This window comes from Metalysinibacillus jejuensis, assembly GCF_003057615.1.
In the GTDB taxonomy this organism is placed as follows: Bacteria; Bacillota; Bacilli; order Bacillales_A; family Planococcaceae; genus Metalysinibacillus; species Metalysinibacillus jejuensis.
The window spans coordinates 28,768-46,660 of record NZ_QAFW01000005.1 but is presented as its reverse complement, the minus strand read 5'-3'; the positions used below and the strand labels follow the sequence as shown (position 1 = coordinate 46,660).

15 protein-coding genes are annotated in these 17,893 nt (G+C 40.7%); 10 read left to right on the top strand and 5 right to left on the bottom strand.

Features of this window, described 5'->3' with window-relative positions; translation table 11 throughout:
• A complete protein-coding gene (gene mgtE / locus DDE80_RS03240) occupies positions 1-1,371 on the top strand; it encodes a magnesium transporter (RefSeq protein ID WP_108306288.1) in 1,371 nt (456 codons plus the stop codon).
• A 56-nt stretch (positions 1,372-1,427) separates the two neighbouring features.
• Here the strand turns inward: mgtE and DDE80_RS03235 are convergent, their stop codons facing one another.
• From DDE80_RS03235 to DDE80_RS03225, 3 genes are all read right to left on the bottom strand, one after another.
• Complete coding sequence (locus DDE80_RS03235) at positions 1,428-1,862, bottom strand: GNAT family N-acetyltransferase (protein ID WP_108306250.1); 435 nt, start codon at positions 1,860-1,862, stop codon at positions 1,428-1,430.
• A 1-nt stretch (position 1,863) separates the two neighbouring features.
• Positions 1,864-2,376 carry a 2'-5' RNA ligase family protein gene (locus DDE80_RS03230; protein ID WP_108306249.1) on the bottom strand — a complete coding sequence of 171 codons (513 nt, stop codon included), beginning with the start codon at positions 2,374-2,376 and terminating at the stop codon, positions 1,864-1,866.
• A gap of 104 nt (positions 2,377-2,480) precedes the next feature.
• The gene (locus DDE80_RS03225) at positions 2,481-3,200 is read right to left on the bottom strand and encodes an alpha/beta hydrolase (RefSeq protein ID WP_108306248.1); all 720 of its coding nucleotides are present in this window, start codon (positions 3,198-3,200) and stop codon (positions 2,481-2,483) included.
• A gap of 107 nt (positions 3,201-3,307) precedes the next feature.
• Here DDE80_RS03225 and DDE80_RS03220 point away from each other — a divergent pair, with 107 nt between their 5' ends.
• The 4 genes from DDE80_RS03220 to lpdA all read left to right on the top strand — a co-directional run bounded on the left by DDE80_RS03220 (position 3,308) and on the right by lpdA (position 6,672).
• The gene (locus tag DDE80_RS03220) at positions 3,308-3,889 is read left to right on the top strand and encodes a phosphatidylglycerophosphatase A family protein (RefSeq protein WP_108306247.1); all 582 of its coding nucleotides are present in this window, start codon (positions 3,308-3,310) and stop codon (positions 3,887-3,889) included.
• Between the two features lie 91 nt (positions 3,890-3,980).
• A complete protein-coding gene (locus DDE80_RS03215; RefSeq protein ID WP_108306246.1) occupies positions 3,981-4,583 on the top strand; it encodes a thermonuclease family protein in 603 nt (200 codons plus the stop codon).
• Positions 4,584-4,707: 124 nt separating this feature from the next.
• Positions 4,708-5,235: a YceI family protein gene (locus tag DDE80_RS03210; protein ID WP_108306245.1), complete on the top strand. Its 528-nt coding sequence runs from the start codon at positions 4,708-4,710 to the stop codon at positions 5,233-5,235.
• Between the two features lie 99 nt (positions 5,236-5,334).
• Complete coding sequence (lpdA, locus tag DDE80_RS03205; protein ID WP_108306244.1) at positions 5,335-6,672, top strand: dihydrolipoyl dehydrogenase; 1,338 nt, start codon at positions 5,335-5,337, stop codon at positions 6,670-6,672.
• 34 nt (positions 6,673-6,706) lie between these two features.
• Here lpdA and DDE80_RS03200 read toward each other — a convergent pair whose 3' ends face one another.
• On the bottom strand, positions 6,707-6,982 hold the full coding sequence (locus tag DDE80_RS03200) for an amphi-Trp domain-containing protein (RefSeq protein WP_108306243.1): 276 nt from the start codon (positions 6,980-6,982) through the stop codon (positions 6,707-6,709).
• 109 nt (positions 6,983-7,091) lie between these two features.
• Between DDE80_RS03200 and DDE80_RS03195 the strand changes: the two genes are divergently transcribed.
• Both DDE80_RS03195 and DDE80_RS03190 read left to right on the top strand, forming a co-directional pair.
• Positions 7,092-8,471: a right-handed parallel beta-helix repeat-containing protein gene (locus DDE80_RS03195; protein WP_108306242.1), complete on the top strand. Its 1,380-nt coding sequence runs from the start codon at positions 7,092-7,094 to the stop codon at positions 8,469-8,471.
• A 10-nt stretch (positions 8,472-8,481) separates the two neighbouring features.
• Positions 8,482-9,849: an aldehyde dehydrogenase gene (locus DDE80_RS03190; RefSeq protein WP_235612263.1), complete on the top strand. Its 1,368-nt coding sequence runs from the start codon at positions 8,482-8,484 to the stop codon at positions 9,847-9,849.
• A 68-nt stretch (positions 9,850-9,917) separates the two neighbouring features.
• Here the strand turns inward: DDE80_RS03190 and DDE80_RS03185 are convergent, their stop codons facing one another.
• Positions 9,918-11,489 carry a two-component system sensor histidine kinase NtrB gene (locus tag DDE80_RS03185; protein WP_161952257.1) on the bottom strand — a complete coding sequence of 524 codons (1,572 nt, stop codon included), beginning with the start codon at positions 11,487-11,489 and terminating at the stop codon, positions 9,918-9,920.
• Between the two features lie 129 nt (positions 11,490-11,618).
• On the opposite strand from DDE80_RS03185, the gene DDE80_RS03180 reads away from it, so the two are divergent.
• From DDE80_RS03180 to DDE80_RS03170, 3 genes are all read left to right on the top strand, one after another.
• Positions 11,619-13,088, top strand: coding sequence for a UDP-N-acetylmuramoyl-L-alanyl-D-glutamate--2,6-diaminopimelate ligase (locus tag DDE80_RS03180; RefSeq protein ID WP_108306240.1), 1,470 nt, complete (start codon positions 11,619-11,621; stop codon positions 13,086-13,088).
• 110 nt (positions 13,089-13,198) lie between these two features.
• The gene (locus DDE80_RS03175; protein WP_201261486.1) at positions 13,199-14,773 is read left to right on the top strand and encodes a peptide chain release factor 3; all 1,575 of its coding nucleotides are present in this window, start codon (positions 13,199-13,201) and stop codon (positions 14,771-14,773) included.
• Positions 14,774-14,832: 59 nt separating this feature from the next.
• Positions 14,833-17,892, top strand: coding sequence for an efflux RND transporter permease subunit (locus DDE80_RS03170; RefSeq protein ID WP_108306238.1), 3,060 nt, complete (start codon positions 14,833-14,835; stop codon positions 17,890-17,892).
• The last annotated feature ends 1 nt before the right edge of the window (position 17,893 follow it).

The following is a 17,893-nucleotide window of genomic DNA, read 5'->3' as shown; positions in this document are numbered from 1 at the left end:
ATGGAAAAAACCGAACAGGAAGAAGTCGCTTATGACGAAGCGCATTTATTAAAAATGCTTCGCGATGTAAATGCCGAGGCTTTCCGTGAAGAATTTTTATCGTTGCACTCATACGATAAGGCACAGTTTTACGAAAAGGTGGGCCCAGATATACGTAAGCAACTATATGCCGTTTTGTCTCCGAAAGAGATGGCGGATTTATATGAAGGCTTAGAAGTAGATGACGATGAGTATGAAGCATTTTTACGCGAGATGGACACAGCTTACGGTGCAGAAATGTTATCTCATATGTATACCGATGATGCAGTTGACGTATTAAATGAGTTAGATGATGCCCATCGTGAAAGTTATTTAGAGATGATGGATGAAGATGTAGCGGACGAGATTAATGAGCTACTAGGCTATGCAGAAGATACAGCGGGTTCTATTATGACGACGGAGTATGTCGCAATTCCTGAGGCATCAACGGTAGCGACTGCCATGACTATTTTACGTAAAGAAGCACCGAATGCCGAAACCATTTATTATGTGTTCGTAGTGGACGAGGCGCACCGCTTAACAGGCGTTGTTTCGTTACGTGATTTAATCATAGCCGATCCTAAAGCGCGCATACATGACATTATGAACGAACGTGTTGTGATGGTGCATGTAAAGGATGACCAAGAAGAAGTCGCGCAAATTATGAAGGACTATAACTTCTTAGCGACACCTGTTATTGATGATGCCGGTGTGTTACTCGGTATTATTACAGTCGATGATATTATCGACGTTATCGATGAAGAAGCATCGGAAGACTACTCAAAATTAGCGGGTATTTCAGATATGGACAAGTTCGATATTAATCCTTTTCAAGCAGCGACAAAACGTTTGCCATGGCTCGTTATTTTATTATTCCTTGGTATGTTAACAGCGAATTTAATGGGACAGTTCGAAGCGACACTCGAAAAAGTAGCGTTGCTGGCGATATTTATTCCATTAATTGCAGGGACAAGTGGTAACAGTGGTACACAAGCGCTAGCAGTAGCAATTCGTGGTATTGCAACAGGTGACTTAGAGGACGAGAGCAAGCTTAAATTACTCGTGCGTGAGTTGTTTACGGGCATGATTATGGGTGTAGTATGTGGCTTATTAATTATCGGTATCGTGTACTTTTGGAAAGGTGAGTTACTACTCGGTATGTTAGTAGGCGCCGCGATTTGCTGTTCAATTATTGTGGCAACATTAGCAGGCTCATTTATTCCATTATTAATGCACCGTTTAAAAATTGACCCAGCAGTAGCATCGGGACCATTTATTACGACGTTAAATGATATTACGAGTATTTTAATTTACCTCGGCTTAGCAACCGTATTTTTAAGTCAAATTGGTTAATTTTATTTTGCCATCGGTATGTAAAACAAAAAGGAAACGCGGCTGCGTTTCCTTTTTTAAATGGTTTTTTCCATTGAACGATGCGGAATACCGGCATCTAAAAACTCTACAGATGTAACTGTAAAGCCGAGTTTTTCATAGAAAGGGATGGCATAGGTTTGGGCGTTGAGCTTCATCGTTTGATAAGGCAATGTACGAATATGTTTTTCGAGCTCTTGCATAATGAGAATACCGAGATTTTTACCACGGTAGTCATAATCAATACATACTCGCTCAATTTTAGCGACACCGGGTTCACTTTGGCGAACGCGTGCAGCCCCAATCACTTTTGCATCATCATATAAAACGAAATGTACCACATCATCACTCGTGTCGAAATCATCAATCTCTAGGTGTAGTGGAACGTTTTGCTCTTCAACGAAAACTTTTTTACGGATAAAAAATGCATCTTCTCGTTGTTGTGGTGTACGAGCGATAAGAACTTGGTACATATTATACCTCCCCAGTTAGTCGAAACGTATCATACGTTGACCATGAGCCATTTTCGAGCTGATATAGTAAGTGAATGCGGTCGATTTTTTCTTTAGCATCTACACCAACCATGCGCAGTTGACCGATAATATCGTCATGCTCAGCATCGGATAAATCTTGACCAATCGTAATATGCGGTGTAAAGACATGCTTTTGTTCATGTTGTAGGCTTTCGACTAACGCTTTATGTATCGCGTTAATTTGCTCTGTCGGTTCAATGCGGAAATAAATTGCATTTGTGACAGGTGAAAAGGTGCTAATACGTGTTGCATGCATTTCGATAGGTGCAAAGTGCTTAGCGATATCACCAATTTTAGTAACGATAGTAGATAGCTCCGACTCATCTGCTGTAAAAGCATCCACAAAAGTGAAGTGAGGCGGAATTTGTGAATAGTGTGTATCATAACGTTTGCGATAATGATTAGCTAAATCTTGAATTTGTTTTGATGGAAAAGCGACAATACCGTATTTCAATGTTCGTTACCTCCCGATAAAAGCGTATTTTTATTTAGTATAACAGAAAACTACATTAAGTGAACGACTTGCCTTCTTAGTACAGCATTTTGAGTCGTAGATGATTACGCGAAATTTTTAATTAATGCACGACGTAAATCAGGCTTCCAGTATTTCCATGTATGAATACCTTCAAATTCATCATAAAATACAGGGTAACCTCGCTCGACCATCACTTCATGCATAGTGCGATTAGGCGTTAAGAAATCTTCGTATGTGCCGTCCGTAGTTTTAACACGGTCTTCACCCGTACCGATAATGTGATAGATAGAAATTTGCGTCGGTGTTTTAAAATCTTTTACCGCTTGCATTACGTCTTCATCGACATAAGGAGATTGCAAAATGGCTTTACCAAAAATATTAGGGTAGGTGAGGGCAGCCATTAACGAAATTGTAGCAGCCATTGAGTCGCCAATAAGCGTGCGCCCCATAGCAAGCTCTGTCGTGGCATAGTTTTTATCCATATAAGGTACGAGTTCGTCCGCTAAAAATGTCAAATATTTATGGTATTTACTGCCGCTTGGAATGTATTTATCTTTGCGGTCTAGCGCATCACGATAAGGGACAAAGACGATAATAACGTCTTCAATTTCCATCGTATCAATTAATTCGTCGGCTAGGCGTGTAATGCCGCCTAATTGAAAATAATCATTGCCATCAGAGGCGATGAGTAATTGGTATTCTGTTAAAGGGGTGTAGTTAGCTGGCACATATACATAAAGTTGTAACTCTTCTTGTAAAGCTTCGCTATAAAACACCACATCTTGAATTGAACCTTTTTCCACATGTGTCACTCCTCACGTAAGTTGTATCGAAATTGTACCATATTAAAAAACTAAAGGTATAATAGAGGAGTTAGTACTATTATTTTTTAGAAAAGAGGACAAAAGTTATGCATAATAAAACAATGCGTGTGCATTCAGACGATGTAACACGCGCAACAAAAGAGGCGCTCGTACGCCGTGGGGTGACGTTAGAAGATATCGCTGAAATTGTTTACGCAATGCAAAGCCCTTATAACGAAGGATTAACGATGCAACATTGTGTTAGCTCAGTAGACCGTGTATTAAATAAACGTGAAGTACAACATGCGGTATTAGTAGGTATTGAACTTGATGAGTTAGCTGAAAAGAAAATGCTTTCTGCACCACTTCAACAAATTATTGAGTCGGATGAAGGACTATTTGGCGTAGATGAAACGATTGCGCTAGGCTCAGTATTTACATACGGCAGTATCGCAGTAACGACTTATGGCCATTTAGATAAACAAAAAGTTGGTATTATTAATCAGTTAGATACGGTACCTGGTGATCATGTTCATACATTTTTAGATGATTTAGTCGGCAGTATTGCAGCGTGCGCAGCGTCTCGCATTGCGCATCGTTGGCGTGACCTTGAAGAAATGGGGCAGACGTTCGCGGCTGTCGATCCCGTTAGCTTCGGTAAAAAAGTGAAGAAATTAGCAGAAATTTAATGTAACAACGGTGAGAAATTGCACATCCCATGTGTGATTTCTCATTTTTCTTGTATAATGGAAAACGAAAAAAGAAAAGTGAGGGAAAACTATGCAAATGAAAGACGTTAAGTCGTTAATTTCAGGTGGCGTTATTTTAATCGGTATTATTTTATACATGATTTTTGCTGACCCACCACCAGATAAAGATGCTTTACCTGATCATATTACGATTGAACAAGTAGAAGAGGCGACGGGTAAAGCGCGTGTAGAAGTGAAGTTTATTCAAGCGTATGATGGTGATACCGCTCAAGTAGAGGTGGACGGACAAAAACAAAAAGTACGATTTTTAATGGTAGATACACCAGAAATGAATTATCAAAAAGGCGAGCCCATGCCATTTGCTGAAGAAGGTAAATATTTCACAAAAAAATTATTGATGGAAGCGCGCCATGTGTATATTGTGTTTGATGAAGGAAAAGAGAAGGACCACTACGACCGCTTGCTGGCCTATATTTTTGCAGATGATCAATTAGTACAAGAAGCATTATTAAAAGAAGGCTTAGCTGCTGTACGCTTTATTAATCCTGACAATGATACATTTGAGCAACAGTTTAAAGATGTTGAAGCACAAGCTAAAGCGCAGCAAAAAGGGATTTGGAAACATGAAAATTACTTGCAAAAAGATGGTTTCCATCCTGAAGTTATCGAGTAGTACAATAGAAGTTACCATTTTTCACTCTAGAAAAATGGTGCTTTTTTTATTTTTTAAAAAATATGTTTCAAATTCGAGATAAAAGGATATAGATAACTAACTACGTAATGAGGAGGAATTTGGCATGGCAAATTATAAAGTAGATAGCAATCACTCAAGCATTGAATTTTCGATTAAGCATATGATGGTGAGTAAAGTAAAAGGTACATTTGATACGTATGATGCCACAGTATCAGCCGAAGACTTAGCTGATTTAACAACGGCGAATATTGCATTTACAATTGAGGTTGCGAGCATTAACACGCGCAATAGCGACCGCGATAACCATCTGCGTTCAGCTGACTTCTTTAATGCAGAAGCACATCCTACTATCACATTCACTTCTACGAATATTGTACGAGACGGTGACGATTATCAAGTAACAGGTGATATGACGATAAAAGGTGTTACAAAACCCGTTACTTTTGAAGTGGAGTATAACGGCAAAGGAAAGACGCCAGATGGTACAGAAGTGTATGGCTTCGAAGCAGAGACGAAAATTAATCGTGAAGACTTTGACTTAACGTGGAATGCAGCGTTAGAAACAGGCGGCGTACTCGTTGGTAAAGATGTGAAAATTCACGTTGCTTTAGAGTTAAACCCTGCTGCTTAATTAATGAGAAGCTTGCTAACTAAATGAACGTTAGCAAGCTTCTTTTTGCGTTGCAAAGCTAAATTGTAAATGCTATGGTAAACGCAAGAGGTGAAGTGTATGAAAAACTATGATTTAGCGATTATTGGCGCAGGCCCTGGCGGCTATATTGCGGCAATTCATGCAGCGAAAAACGGAATGAAAGTAGCGTTAGTAGAACGTAAAAAAGTAGGTGGGGCTTGTTATAATGTAGGGTGCATTCCATCTAAAATTATGCTAGAGCACAGCAAGCTCGTTCAATCGATTGAACGTGGGCGTACATGGGGTATAAATGCAGAAGAAACTACCATCGATTTTGCTAAACTGATGCGTCGTAAAGATAAAATTGTTGATGAGTTAATTGATAATTTAGGGCATTATATCGAAAAAAATCATGTAGCTTACTATGCAGGTGAAGCTACCGTAGCAGATGACTTAACGGTGACAGTAGGCGATGAAAATTTTACAGCAAAAGACATTATGCTAGCTACAGGTAGTAAGCCATTCGTACCGCCATTCGAAGGACTAGAAACGACAACCTACTACACGACAGACACATTTTTTGATATTACAACATTACCGAAGGAATTAACGATTATTGGTGGCGGTGTTATTGCAATTGAGATGGCATTTGCGTTAGCGCCACTCGGTACAAAAGTTACGGTGCTTAACCATAGTGAAGATATTTTACAAACGGAAGAACCTGATGCACGACCAATTATTAAGAAGCGCATGGAGGAGTTAGGCATCAATTTAGTGCTTGATTTTACTTTCGAGCGCTTTGAAGGCAACGTTATTCATACGTCTATCGGTGAGATGCCATTCGAAAATCTTCTGTTTGCAACAGGGCGACGTCCGAACGTTGAAATTGCAACGTCACTCGGCTTAAAGTTTGATGGACGTCTTATTGATGTCGATCTTCATTGCCAAACGTCTAAACCACATGTTTATGCCATCGGTGATTTAATCGGCGGTGTACAACTCGCCCACTCTGCAAGTGCAGAGGGCATCCATGTTGTTGAACACTTACTTGGGCGTAACCCAAAACCTGTGCAACAAGATGAAATTCCGCGTTGTGTGTATACGCATCCTGAAATTGCCACTTTTGGTTTGCTAGCGCATGAAGTACAAGAGCCATATACGATGATTGAGTTACCACTGCGCACAAATGCAAAAGCGCTAATGGAAGGCAATACAGAAGGGTTTGTTAAATTAATCGTAGCAGATAAAGACCGTCGTATTTTAGGGGCTTGCGTTATGGGAGATAAATCGACTGAATTGCTCAACTCTATTTTAGCTGCTAAAACAGCAGGTGCTGATATTGATATGGTAGCGAATATGATTTATCCACATCCGACTATGTCGGAGCATATCGGGGAATCGGCGCGCGAAGTATTTGGAAGAGGGATTCATATATAAGAAAAAAGCTGGCATGCCAGCTTTTTTATCATTGTTATTCAATTGTTAAGCTACGCTTTGTATCATTCGGGCGCCACTCAAGTTCAATTTCAAATTTATATTTGCCGTTACGTTCACGATATTCAACTTCTAGTAAAGGTGAAGCTGCTGGCTCTACTTCGTGAGTCTTGTCACCTTGTGTTAGCGTGAACTTACCGTCTTCATCGAGCTTATCGGCAATCGTGCGTAAAAATGTAGCTACCTCTTGTTTAGACATGCGTTGCTTGTAGTCAATCATGATGTTTGGTCGTGTGCTTTTCTTTTGTGTCATCACTATCAACTCCTATCATGGTATTGCCTTTAGTATACGCTAAAAAGAGCGAAAATTCCATCTATAAACGAAGGTAAGGTAACCGATATAACAAAGAGGAGGCGACGATATGTCCATATTAGATAATTTACAACGAATCAAAGAACAATTGTTTCATCATAAACATCCTTTTGCCGAAGAAAGCGTACGTTTTAAAAAGACGTATATTACAGGTTATACGATGCTGCTATGTGTCGATGGTTATCCGAGTGAGATGGCAAAGGATGAGTTACATAAACAGTTAGAAGCGTTAGAAATTAAAGAAACATTTGCCAAGTTAGCGATTCAACAGGCGATGGCTGCAGAAGACGCGCTCGTACATAATATTTTAAACGTACTCCATGAGCCTATGCAAAAGCTTGTATTTATGCTCGACTTGTATGCTTATGCGCAACAAGACCGCAAAATTACGGAAAAAGAACAAGCATTTCTCGTACTATTTGAAGAATTGTTACGACTTAATTACGCAGAAGTACATTTTGTGCGTAATTTCCGCATGGCTATGTTACGTCAAGATCAAGAAGTAGCTAATAAAGTAGTGCAAGCGGCGTTTGAACAAGAAGTGGCTGTGCCATTAGATGCTCTCAGCTACTTCTTGCCAGGTTTCGTCTATGAAGAACGCTTAACGACAATGTCATTATTTACAGGACAAAAGCGTAAGTTAACGTATGCAACTGTCTTGCAAGGGGAAGTTACCGTAGGTCAAGGAGCAGAGCTTGATTTAAATGGCATGACGGTTACGTTTTTAGATGGCGCGTCAATTATTGTAGACGGCGGGGTAATAAAAGCGGACGGCGCTACGTTACAAGCGTCAATGGATGCTAATCAAACGATGTTATCAATCCGCAATGTCGGTGCACTTACATTGCAAGATGTAACATTTCATGGCGCTAATAATGTGCGTGCCATACAGATGGACAATGCGCAAGTTACGTTAGAAGGTTGCACGTTTGAAAAATGTTTTGATGAAGCGCGTGGCGGTGCACTTTATTTTACGAATAGTGAGCATTTTATTGTGCGAGATTGCACGTTTGAGCATTGTTCAAGTTTAGGTAAAGGTGGCGCGATGTATGTGGCAGGGACAGAGGCGAGCCATATGAAGGCCCGTAGTTTCTTCGGCTTCCGTCCGGCACGTAAAGTAACGCGTGTTACGATGCTTATTGAAGGCTGTACTTTTAATGAGACGCGCGCTGAAATGAGCGGTGCTATTCATATGTATGAAGCGACAGCGCAACTGAAAAATAATACGTTTACAACGTGTACTTCGCGTATTGGAGGCGCAGCGATTGATGCGTATGCATGTACAGTAGATGGGCAACAAAACACATTTACTGCATGTCAAGCAGGGCTTAATGAAGCAGTAGTTATGTTAAAAGGTGATACACTAGAAGCACCGGCCACCTTTGGCACGTTTGAAGCTTGTGAGCCGCAAACTATTTTACAAAAGTGAGGGTGATTTTGTGCAACAGCTTATTACACAACAGCGACGCTACTATTTAAGTGGCGCTACGCGAGATATCGCTTTTCGTAAGCAGCAACTCCAACAGTTAAAAGATAGCATCGTGCGCCATGAACCTGAAATTTTAGCTGCTTTATATGAAGACTTACACAAAAGTGCTTTTGAGGCCTACACAACAGAAGTCGGATTGGTGCTTGATAGCATTTCGTATATGATACAACATGTGGATGATTGGGCGAAAAAAGAAGTTGTGCCAACACCATTACATTTGCAACCAGGTAAAAGCTTTATCGTGCGTGAACCTTACGGCGTAGTAGCTATTATTGCACCATTTAACTATCCATTTCAACTTGTGATGGAGCCATTAATTGGCGCTATTGTCGGAGGTAATACGGCAATCGTTAAACCATCCGAAATGACACCTGCTACTACAAAAATTGTGCGCGTGATTATCGAAGAGACGTTTGCACCAACGTATGTAGCTGTAGTAGAAGGTGCTAAAGAAACGGTACAAACACTCATTTATGCACCTGTTGACTACATCTTCTTCACCGGAAGTGTAGCGGTAGGTAAAATTGTAGCGCGTGCTGCAGCTGAACGCTTAACACCAATTGCCCTCGAGCTAGGGGGTAAATCTCCAGCGATTGTAGATCATACCGCTAAAATTGCGTTGGCAGCTAAGCGTATTGTTTGGGGGAAATTTACGAATGCGGGACAAACTTGTGTTGCACCTGACTATGTGTTAGTGCACCGTAGCATAGCAGATGAATTTGTGAACGCCTGTAAGAAGGCACTTACACGTTTTTATGGCAAACACCCAGAAAAGAGTAAAGACTACGGCCGTATTATTAATACGCGCCATTTGGATAGGCTGAGCGCTTTATTGCAAGCACAACAACAGCAAGTGGTGCATGGCGGTGCATATGATAGAGCGCAGTGCTATATGGCACCGACATTATTGTATGATGTAAATTTTTCGGACCCTATTATGCAAGATGAAATTTTTGGACCGTTGTTACCGATTATTATTTTTGACGATGTAAAAGTAGCTTTAGCAGAAGTGGCGACGAAACCAAAGCCGCTAGCAGCTTATTTCTTTTCGGAGCAACGAGTGGCACAACAATACTTTTTAGAAGCGTTGCCGTTTGGCGGAGGTTGCATTAATGATACGTTAACGCATGTAGGTAGTACGGCGTTACCATTCGGTGGCGTAGGGCCATCTGGTGTTAACAGTTACCACGGCAAGGCGAGTTTCGAAAACTTTACCCATGCTAAATCAATCTATCAAAAATCTACGAAAATTGAACCAAACCTTGTCTTTCCGCCTTATAATAATCGTTTAGCTTTAGTAAAGAAAATAATAAAGTGAACGGCAATTAGCTCATCTAAAAAACGCATGGCACCTAAGCTTTTTCGGTACCATGCGTTTTACTATAGTTATTGTGGTAGTTGAAAGACGATAGTAATTGTCGTACCTACGTCAACGACGCTTTCAATGAGCACTTGTCCGCCATGCTCTTGCATAATTTTATTAGTAATGATCATGCCTAAGCCAGTGCCTGAAGGTTTCGTCGTATAAAAAGGGCTGAAAATATGTTGTAAAGTTTGCTCGTCAATGCCGCAACCGGTATCCGTAATAGCGATGCGAAGCGTATTTTGTTTTTTATAAAGGCGAGCGGTAATTTTTTTATGTGTGCTATGTTCTAATGCTTCAATCGCATTTTTTAATAGGTTAAGTAGCACTTGTTTAATTTGATTGGCATTGCCTTGCACCTTGCAATATGCTAATTCGCACTGTAGTTCAAAATCAATGGCATGACGCTCAAATGATAGCGTTAAAAAATCGCATGTTTCTTGCAATACCTCATCTAAATAAAAAGGCGTTATTGCAAGTGCCTGTGGTGTGGATAAAATTAAAAACTCTTCAATAATTAAATCGACGCGTTCGATTTCTTTTTTTATCGTGGCATAGTGCGTATGGTAAGGCGACGCCGTATCCGCGCTCATCATCTGAATAAAGCCAGAGATCACCGTCATAGGATTGCGAATTTCATGTGCGAGCCCCGCGGCTAATTCGCCAGCTAGATTTAATTTTTCTGTTTCAACGATTAAGCGTTCATTTTCTTTTTGGTAAGAAATATCGCGAGAAATGACAGAGGTCGCCATAACTTCACCTTGTTCATTTAAAATCGGCGATAAAGAAATTTGCGCATCGAAATAGCTACCGTCTTTACGTTGATCTTGCGTTTCGAGCAGTGAATAACTTTCGCCTTTCATTAAGCCTTTTTGGCGTATTTTAGCCGCCAATTCATTTTCGTGGGGCACGAGTGGCAAAATTTTGCCGATGCATTCCTCGCGCTTCCAGCCATATAACTCTTCAAAGGCGGGGTTTACTTGAATAATGCGCCCGTTTAAATCAAACACTGCAATGCTATCTTTCGCTGAGTTAAAGAAGAGCTCTAAGTAAGCGTCGCTCCAAGCGAGTTGCTTCTCTTTAGAGTCCTGCATAACTTCCATAGAACGCCATGAGCGCTTTAATAAGTAAAATTGTAAGCAAGCTAAAATAGTCATTAATGATAGCGTGAATAATAAATAATAAACCGATGTAATTTCTAATGTAATTTTTTGCGGCAATAGCTTGAGTAAAATAATACTCTCAATAATCGCTGCAAAAGATACGGCAATATTAATATGAATCGACTCATACACAGATGCGAGTAAAATAAATAACACACACCATGTAATGCCGATATAGTGGCAGTTGTAGTAATTAAAAATTACCATAGCAATATTGCCGCCAACTAATAACGTAATTTGCATCGCCTTAGGTGAAATTTTACTGTAGCAAAGCCCGATTGCAATTGCGGCAAAGACGATACCTTCATAAGGAAGGCGCTTAAAAAATGGAAAAATATCTAACCAAAAGGCGACAATATAGCCAGCAATTCCAATGATATACAAATGTAAAAAAAGCTTATTACGATTTGCTAAAAACGTATTTTGATCCATAGGTGACTCCTTTTGTATGATGACACTAATCATACACGATTCAACAGTATCAAGAAAACGAAAATTTTGTTATGATGATAAGAAAAGAAGTGACACATAGCCTTACTATGTGAAATGGAGGAACGAACAATGTATGCAGGCGAATTATTAAACATGTTACCGGTTAAACGTGTCATTGGTGAAGTGCCAGCGCATGTCACAGAAATTGTAATTGACTCGCGCGCAGTCCAGCAAGATAGCATGTTTATTTGTATTAAAGGTTATACTGTAGATGGACACGATTATGCTGAGCAAGCAATTGAAGCGGGTGCGACAATTATTGTGACAGAGCGAGAATTAACGCTACCAAAAGGGGTAACACAAGTAGTCGTACGCGATACGACACGTGCCCTAGGTTTACTGGCCGCTAAATTTTACGATTACCCTTCACAAGATATGTTTATGATTGGGGTAACAGGAACAAACGGCAAAACTTCGGTCACAGGCATTATTCAAAATATGTTGCAGAGCATGGGTACAAAATCCGCGTTAACAGGTACGATTGGTTTTAACTTAAACGGGATTTTATACGAGTCAGCTAATACGACGAGTGATGCTCTCAGTACACAGCAAATGATTTTCCGCGCTAAAATGGAAGGCTGTCGTGTAATGACGATGGAAGTATCTTCACACGGACTAGCTTTAGGCCGTTTAGCCGGCGTTGACTATGACGTTGCCATCTTTACGAATTTAACGCATGACCATTTAGATTTCCACGGTACAATGGAAGACTACGGACAAGCGAAAGGTTTATTATTCTCACAACTTGGTCAAGACCTCGAGAAAAATAAATACGTTGTATTGAACGCCGACGACCCTTGGGCAGAGCGCTACGCTAAAATGACACCGTTTCCTGTTTGGCGTTACGGTTTTACAAGTGAACGCGCAGATTTTAAAGCGAGCAACTGCTCTTACGAAAACTTTAAAACGCATTTTGATATGCATACACCAGAAGGCATCTTCCCGGTAACGATGAATTTACTCGGTGATTTTAACGTCTATAATGTACTGGCTGCGGCTACAACATTTTATGCGCGCGGTCATGCGATTGAGCAAATTATCGAACATATCGAATTATTACCACCGGTTAAAGGGCGCATGGAAAAAGTGCCGAGTGACTTACCTATTGAAATTTTTATTGACTATGCGCATACGCCTGATGCGATTGAAAAAGCCATTCAGGCGGCCGAGCCTTACAAACAAGGTAAAATAATTTTCTTAGTCGGGACAGGTGGCAATCGTGATAAATCAAAACGCCCTGCAATGGCTGAAAAAGCTTCGCGTGCAGAATATGTTATTTTAACGACTGATGATCCACGTTACGAAGAATATGACAGCATCACAGGCGATTTAGCTAAAGGTATGACGCATGAAAACTTTGCTTGTATCGGAGATCGTGCAGAAGCTGTATGCCATGCTATAGAAGTAGCCGAGCCTGGCGATATGATAATTTTTGCAGGTAAAGGGCACGAAGACTTCCAAATTATCGAAAATACCAAATACCCACATAGCGATGCAGAAATTGCAGTTGAAGCGGGTATGAAGAAATTTAACGTGTGAGGAAGGAGGGCGCGTCCCTCCTTTTTTAATTGGACAAATTGTGAAAACAGTTGTCAGCCCAATAAAAAATTTTTATGATAGTTGAGATAGGAAAAGGAGATTACTTACTCATGACGAACTTAAAACAAGAAATTGAATCACGTCGCACTTTTGCGATTATCTCTCACCCTGACGCAGGGAAAACAACCATTACAGAAAAAATGTTGTACTTTGGTGGCGCGATTCGCGACGCTGGTACAGTCAAAGGTAAAAAGTCTGGCAAGTTTGCGACATCTGACTGGATGGAAATTGAAAAACAACGTGGTATTTCTGTCACATCTTCAGTTATGCAGTTTGATTTTGAAGGTTGCCGCGTCAATATTTTAGATACACCTGGTCACCAAGACTTCTCGGAAGATACGTACCGTACATTGATGGCAGTAGATAGTGCTGTCATGGTAGTCGATGCAGCTAAAGGTATCGAGGTACAAACGTTAAAACTATTTAAAGTTTGTCGTATGCGCGGTATTCCTATTTTTACGTTTATTAACAAGTTAGACCGCCAAGGTAAAGAACCACTAGAGTTAATGGAAGAATTAGAAGAAGTGCTTGGCATTCAGTCGTATGCGATGAACTGGCCAATCGGTATGGGTAAGGAGTTTTTAGGCATTTACGACCGTTATAATAAGCGTATCGAACAGTTCCGTACGGATGAGGAGGCGCGCTTCTTACCTTTAGACGAAAATGGTGAATTAGCGGTAGAAAATGATATGAAAAAAACATCATATTATACGCAAGCTATGGAAGATATTATGTTGCTTGATGAAGCGGGGAATGACTTTTCTGAAGAGAAAATTCGTCGTGGTGAGCTAACACCTGTATTTTTCGGTTCAGCTTTAACAAACTTTGGCGTTCAAACATTTTTAGAGACGTATTTAAAGTTTGCGCCGATGCCACAGCCACGTTTAACGCAAGAAGAAACAATTGTTGACCCAGTAGAAACAAAAGAGTTTTCGGGCTTTATTTTCAAGATTCAAGCCAATATGAACCCTGCTCACCGCGACCGTATCGCTTTCGTGCGTATCGTATCAGGTGAATTTGAGCGCGGCATGAATATGACGTTGTCACGTACAGGGAAATCATTTAAAGTAACACAGTCTACACAGTTTTTAGCAGATGATCGTGAGACGGTTGATAAAGCGGTAGCTGGTGATATTATCGGGTTATATGATACAGGGACCTACCAAATTGGTGATACCGTAGTCGGTGGTAAAAAGACGTTTAAGTTTGAAGCACTGCCGCAGTTCACCCCTGAATTATTTATGAAAGTAACAGCTAAAAACGTCATGAAATCAAAACACTTCCATAAAGGGATTTTACAGCTCGTACAAGAAGGAGCTATCCAATACTACAAAACATTGCATACAGAGGAAGTTATTTTAGGTGCGGTTGGTCAATTACAATTTGAAGTGTTTGAGCATCGCATGAAAAATGAATACAATGTTGAAGTGCGTATGGAACCGATGGGCAGCAAAATTGCTCGTTGGATTGAGAATGAAGAAGATGTAAAAGAGTCTATGTCTTCAACACGTAGTATGCTCGTGCATGACCGCTACGAAAATTACGTCTTTTTATTTGAAAACGACTTTGCAATGCGCTGGTTTGCAGATAAAAACGATCATATTAAATTATATAGCTTATTGTAAAAATGAAACGCGAATTGGGCATGACCTTATTCGCGTTTTTTTAAAAAGGAGTTGGCACGATGAACATTAGTAATTTTTCGATTAAGCGCCCAACATTAACGATTGTATCCATGTTGCTTATCATTTTACTAGGAGGCATTTCGTTACTGAAAATACCTGTAACATTAATACCTGAGCTCAACCCGCCAATTGGTGTAGTGGTCACGTCTTATCCAGGTGCTAGCCCAGAGGAAGTCAATGAAAAAGTGACGAAGCCATTAGAGGCTACATTAGCTACCTTACCAGGTATTGAACGGGTGCAATCCACCTCACAAGAAGGTTCAAATTTAATTATTTTAGAATTTAACTGGTCGACAAATATTAAAGATGTACAGCTCGATGTTTTGCAGCGCATCGATATGACACCGCTACCAGATGATGCGGGTAAGCCGAGCTTTTTAAAGTTTGACCCGGCTCAGTTCCCGGTCATTCAATTAGCTTTACGTGCAGAAGATACGACGACAGATATTCGTATTATTGCCGAGGAGCTTGAGCAAGAGTTATTGCGTACAGAAGGTGTAGCAAGCGTTAATATTTCGGGTAAAGTAGTAGAGGAAATTACATTGACGCTCGATGCTAAAAAGTTAGAAGAAAAAGGATTGACACAAGCAGACATCGTGCAGCTTGTACAAGCTAATAATGTATCTTTGCCAGGGGAGTCAGTCGAAACGAAAGACGGGCAGTTATTAACTACGCGCATTATGAGCACGCTAACTTCCGCTGAGGATATCGCGCAGCTGACAGTATCAGTAAACCCGATGACAGGTGAAAAGCTTACGATAAGCGATGTTGCGAAAGTAGAGCGCGCAGAGCAAAAGGCGACAAATGAAACGTATGCTAATGAACGTCCGGCCGTATTAATGTCCGTATTACAAGAATCAGGTGCTAATACAGCAGAAGTATCGGAACAGTTTAAAGCGACATTAACGAAGCTCTTAGAAGACGAGCGTTATAAAGGTGTAGAAGCAGACGTACTATTTGACCAAGGGGATTATATTCGCATAGCTATTGCTAATATTGGGCAGTCGATGATTGTCGGTGGGCTGTTTGCCATGCTCGTATTATTCGTATTTTTACGCGGCATTAAGAGTCCCATTATTATTGGTGTAGCCATTCCGTATTCAGTTATTGTAACGTTTGTTTTAATGTACTTTGCTGACTTTTCTTTAAATATTATGACGCTCGGTGCGCTAGCGTTAGGCATAGGGATGCTTGTAGACAACGCTATCGTCGTCATTGAAAATATCGAACGTCACCTCGGCCTTGGTGAGACACCGATTGAAGCGGCTAAAAAAGGGACGAAAGAGTTAGCGACAGCCATTACCGCTTCAACATTAACAACGGTAGCTGTGTTCGTACCTGTCTTATTTATTGAAGGGTTAATTGGCCAAATTTTTACAGAGTTTGCACTGACGATTTCCTTTAGTTTATTCGCTTCGCTAATGGTGTCGTTAACCGTAGTACCAATGCTTGCAAGCCGCATGTTAAAAACGAAGACAGTAAATCTGACAGAGGTGCGTAGCGAATCTCGTTTTTATCAACGCTATACAGCTGTTGTAAAAGCAGCGCTCCGCCATCGTGCGATTGTTCTTAGTGCGGTAGCTGTATTATTTGTAGCCTCATTATATGTCGTTGTCACAAGGGGAACAGAGTTTTTACCTGCTACTGACGAAGGGTTTGCTTCGGTAGCGGTACAGTTACCAAATGGTGCTTCGTTAAGTGAAACAAAAAAAGTTGTCGCTCAAGTTGAAGAACGATTAAAGCAGGAATCAGATGTAGATGTATATGTTAGTTTAATCGGTGCTACACAAGAAGCTGCCTCTCGTGGCCAAAGCGTAGCGAATCGTGCGGAGCTTTATGTCAAAATGAAACCCGCGAGTGAGCGCAAGCGTACGATTTTTGCTTTTGCTGAAGAAGTAGAGCAAGATTTGGCGAAAGAAATTGCTGAAGATGTGAGCGTACAATTTAATATTTCGACATCATCAGGTTCAGCACCGCAACAGCTAACATTCCGTTTGACGGACACGAACCGCACACGCTTAGCGCAAAGCGCCGACCAATTAAAAGAAGCGTTAGCTAAGCAACCTGGTATTTTAGAAGTAACGCATGATTTAGAAAATACAGTTGAAGAAATTCAAATTGAAATTGATAAAGAAGCGGCGAAAGACTTAGGGTTTGTGCCCGCACAAATCGCTCAAACCGTAAATCAAATGACGCGTGGTCAAACAACGACACAACTTTTAACCGAAGATGATGAAGTGTTGCTCGTAACGACTGGCTTTGGTGAGGCCTATACAAAAGATAGCGAGGCATTAGCTGATATGAAACTTCGTTCGCCTGCAGGAAGCTTTGTAGCGCTAAAAGAAATTGCGACGATTGAAGTGAAAGAAGGACCTGTATCGATAAGACGTTCTGATCAAACAGCTGCGGTAGCTTTCTTTGTAAAGTATACGGCTACAGCTTCGCTCGGTAGCATGTCTAAGCAAGTGGACAAAGTTATTGCAGATACAGCGTTACCTGCTTCGACAGATGTTGCTTTCAGCGGTGACCGTGAGCTATACGATAGCGCAATCGACGATATGATTATGGCGCTAATCGTTGCTATTTTACTCGTATACTTTGTAATGGCAGCACAATTTGAATCCTTTAAATACCCATTTATTATTATGTTTACCGTACCGCTAATGGTAATTGGTGTAGCGGTGGCATTCTTGTTAACAGGCACGATTATTAGTGTTACAGCTGTTATCGGTCTTCTAGTGTTAGTTGGGATTGTCGTCAATAATGGGATCGTATTTGTAGATTATATTAACCAGAAAAAAGCACAAGGTGTTGCGTCATATGAGGCTATCCTTATTACTACGCAAGACCGTTTGCGCCCCGTTATTATGACAGCGGCAACTACGATTTTAGGGCTTTTACCTTTAGCTTTAGGTATTGGAGAAGGCACCGAGATGAATCAGCCGATGGGCATTGTCGTTATCGGGGGACTATTAAGTGCTACGTTCTTCACTTTATTTATCGTGCCAATTATTTATAGCCTATTTGATCGTGAAACACGTAAAATGAATCGTAAGTAAA

Excerpts from the sequence above, each read along its gene's own strand:
- DDE80_RS03175 (WP_201261486.1), top strand. The coding sequence starts at position 13,199 with ATGACGAACTTAAAACAAGAAATTGAATCACGTCGCACTTTTGCGATT.
- DDE80_RS03195 (WP_108306242.1), top strand. The coding sequence starts at position 7,092 with ATGTCCATATTAGATAATTTACAACGAATCAAAGAACAATTGTTTCAT.
- DDE80_RS03220 (WP_108306247.1), top strand. The coding sequence starts at position 3,308 with ATGCATAATAAAACAATGCGTGTGCATTCAGACGATGTAACACGCGCA.
- DDE80_RS03185 (WP_161952257.1), bottom strand. The coding sequence starts at position 11,489 with ATGGATCAAAATACGTTTTTAGCAAATCGTAATAAGCTTTTTTTACAT.
- lpdA (WP_108306244.1), top strand. The coding sequence starts at position 5,335 with ATGAAAAACTATGATTTAGCGATTATTGGCGCAGGCCCTGGCGGCTAT.
- mgtE (WP_108306288.1), top strand. The coding sequence starts at position 1 with ATGGAAAAAACCGAACAGGAAGAAGTCGCTTATGACGAAGCGCATTTA.
- DDE80_RS03180 (WP_108306240.1), top strand. The coding sequence starts at position 11,619 with ATGTATGCAGGCGAATTATTAAACATGTTACCGGTTAAACGTGTCATT.
- DDE80_RS03170 (WP_108306238.1), top strand. The coding sequence starts at position 14,833 with ATGAACATTAGTAATTTTTCGATTAAGCGCCCAACATTAACGATTGTA.
- DDE80_RS03235 (WP_108306250.1), bottom strand. The coding sequence starts at position 1,862 with ATGTACCAAGTTCTTATCGCTCGTACACCACAACAACGAGAAGATGCA.
- DDE80_RS03210 (WP_108306245.1), top strand. The coding sequence starts at position 4,708 with ATGGCAAATTATAAAGTAGATAGCAATCACTCAAGCATTGAATTTTCG.
- DDE80_RS03215 (WP_108306246.1), top strand. The coding sequence starts at position 3,981 with ATGCAAATGAAAGACGTTAAGTCGTTAATTTCAGGTGGCGTTATTTTA.
- DDE80_RS03200 (WP_108306243.1), bottom strand. The coding sequence starts at position 6,982 with ATGACACAAAAGAAAAGCACACGACCAAACATCATGATTGACTACAAG.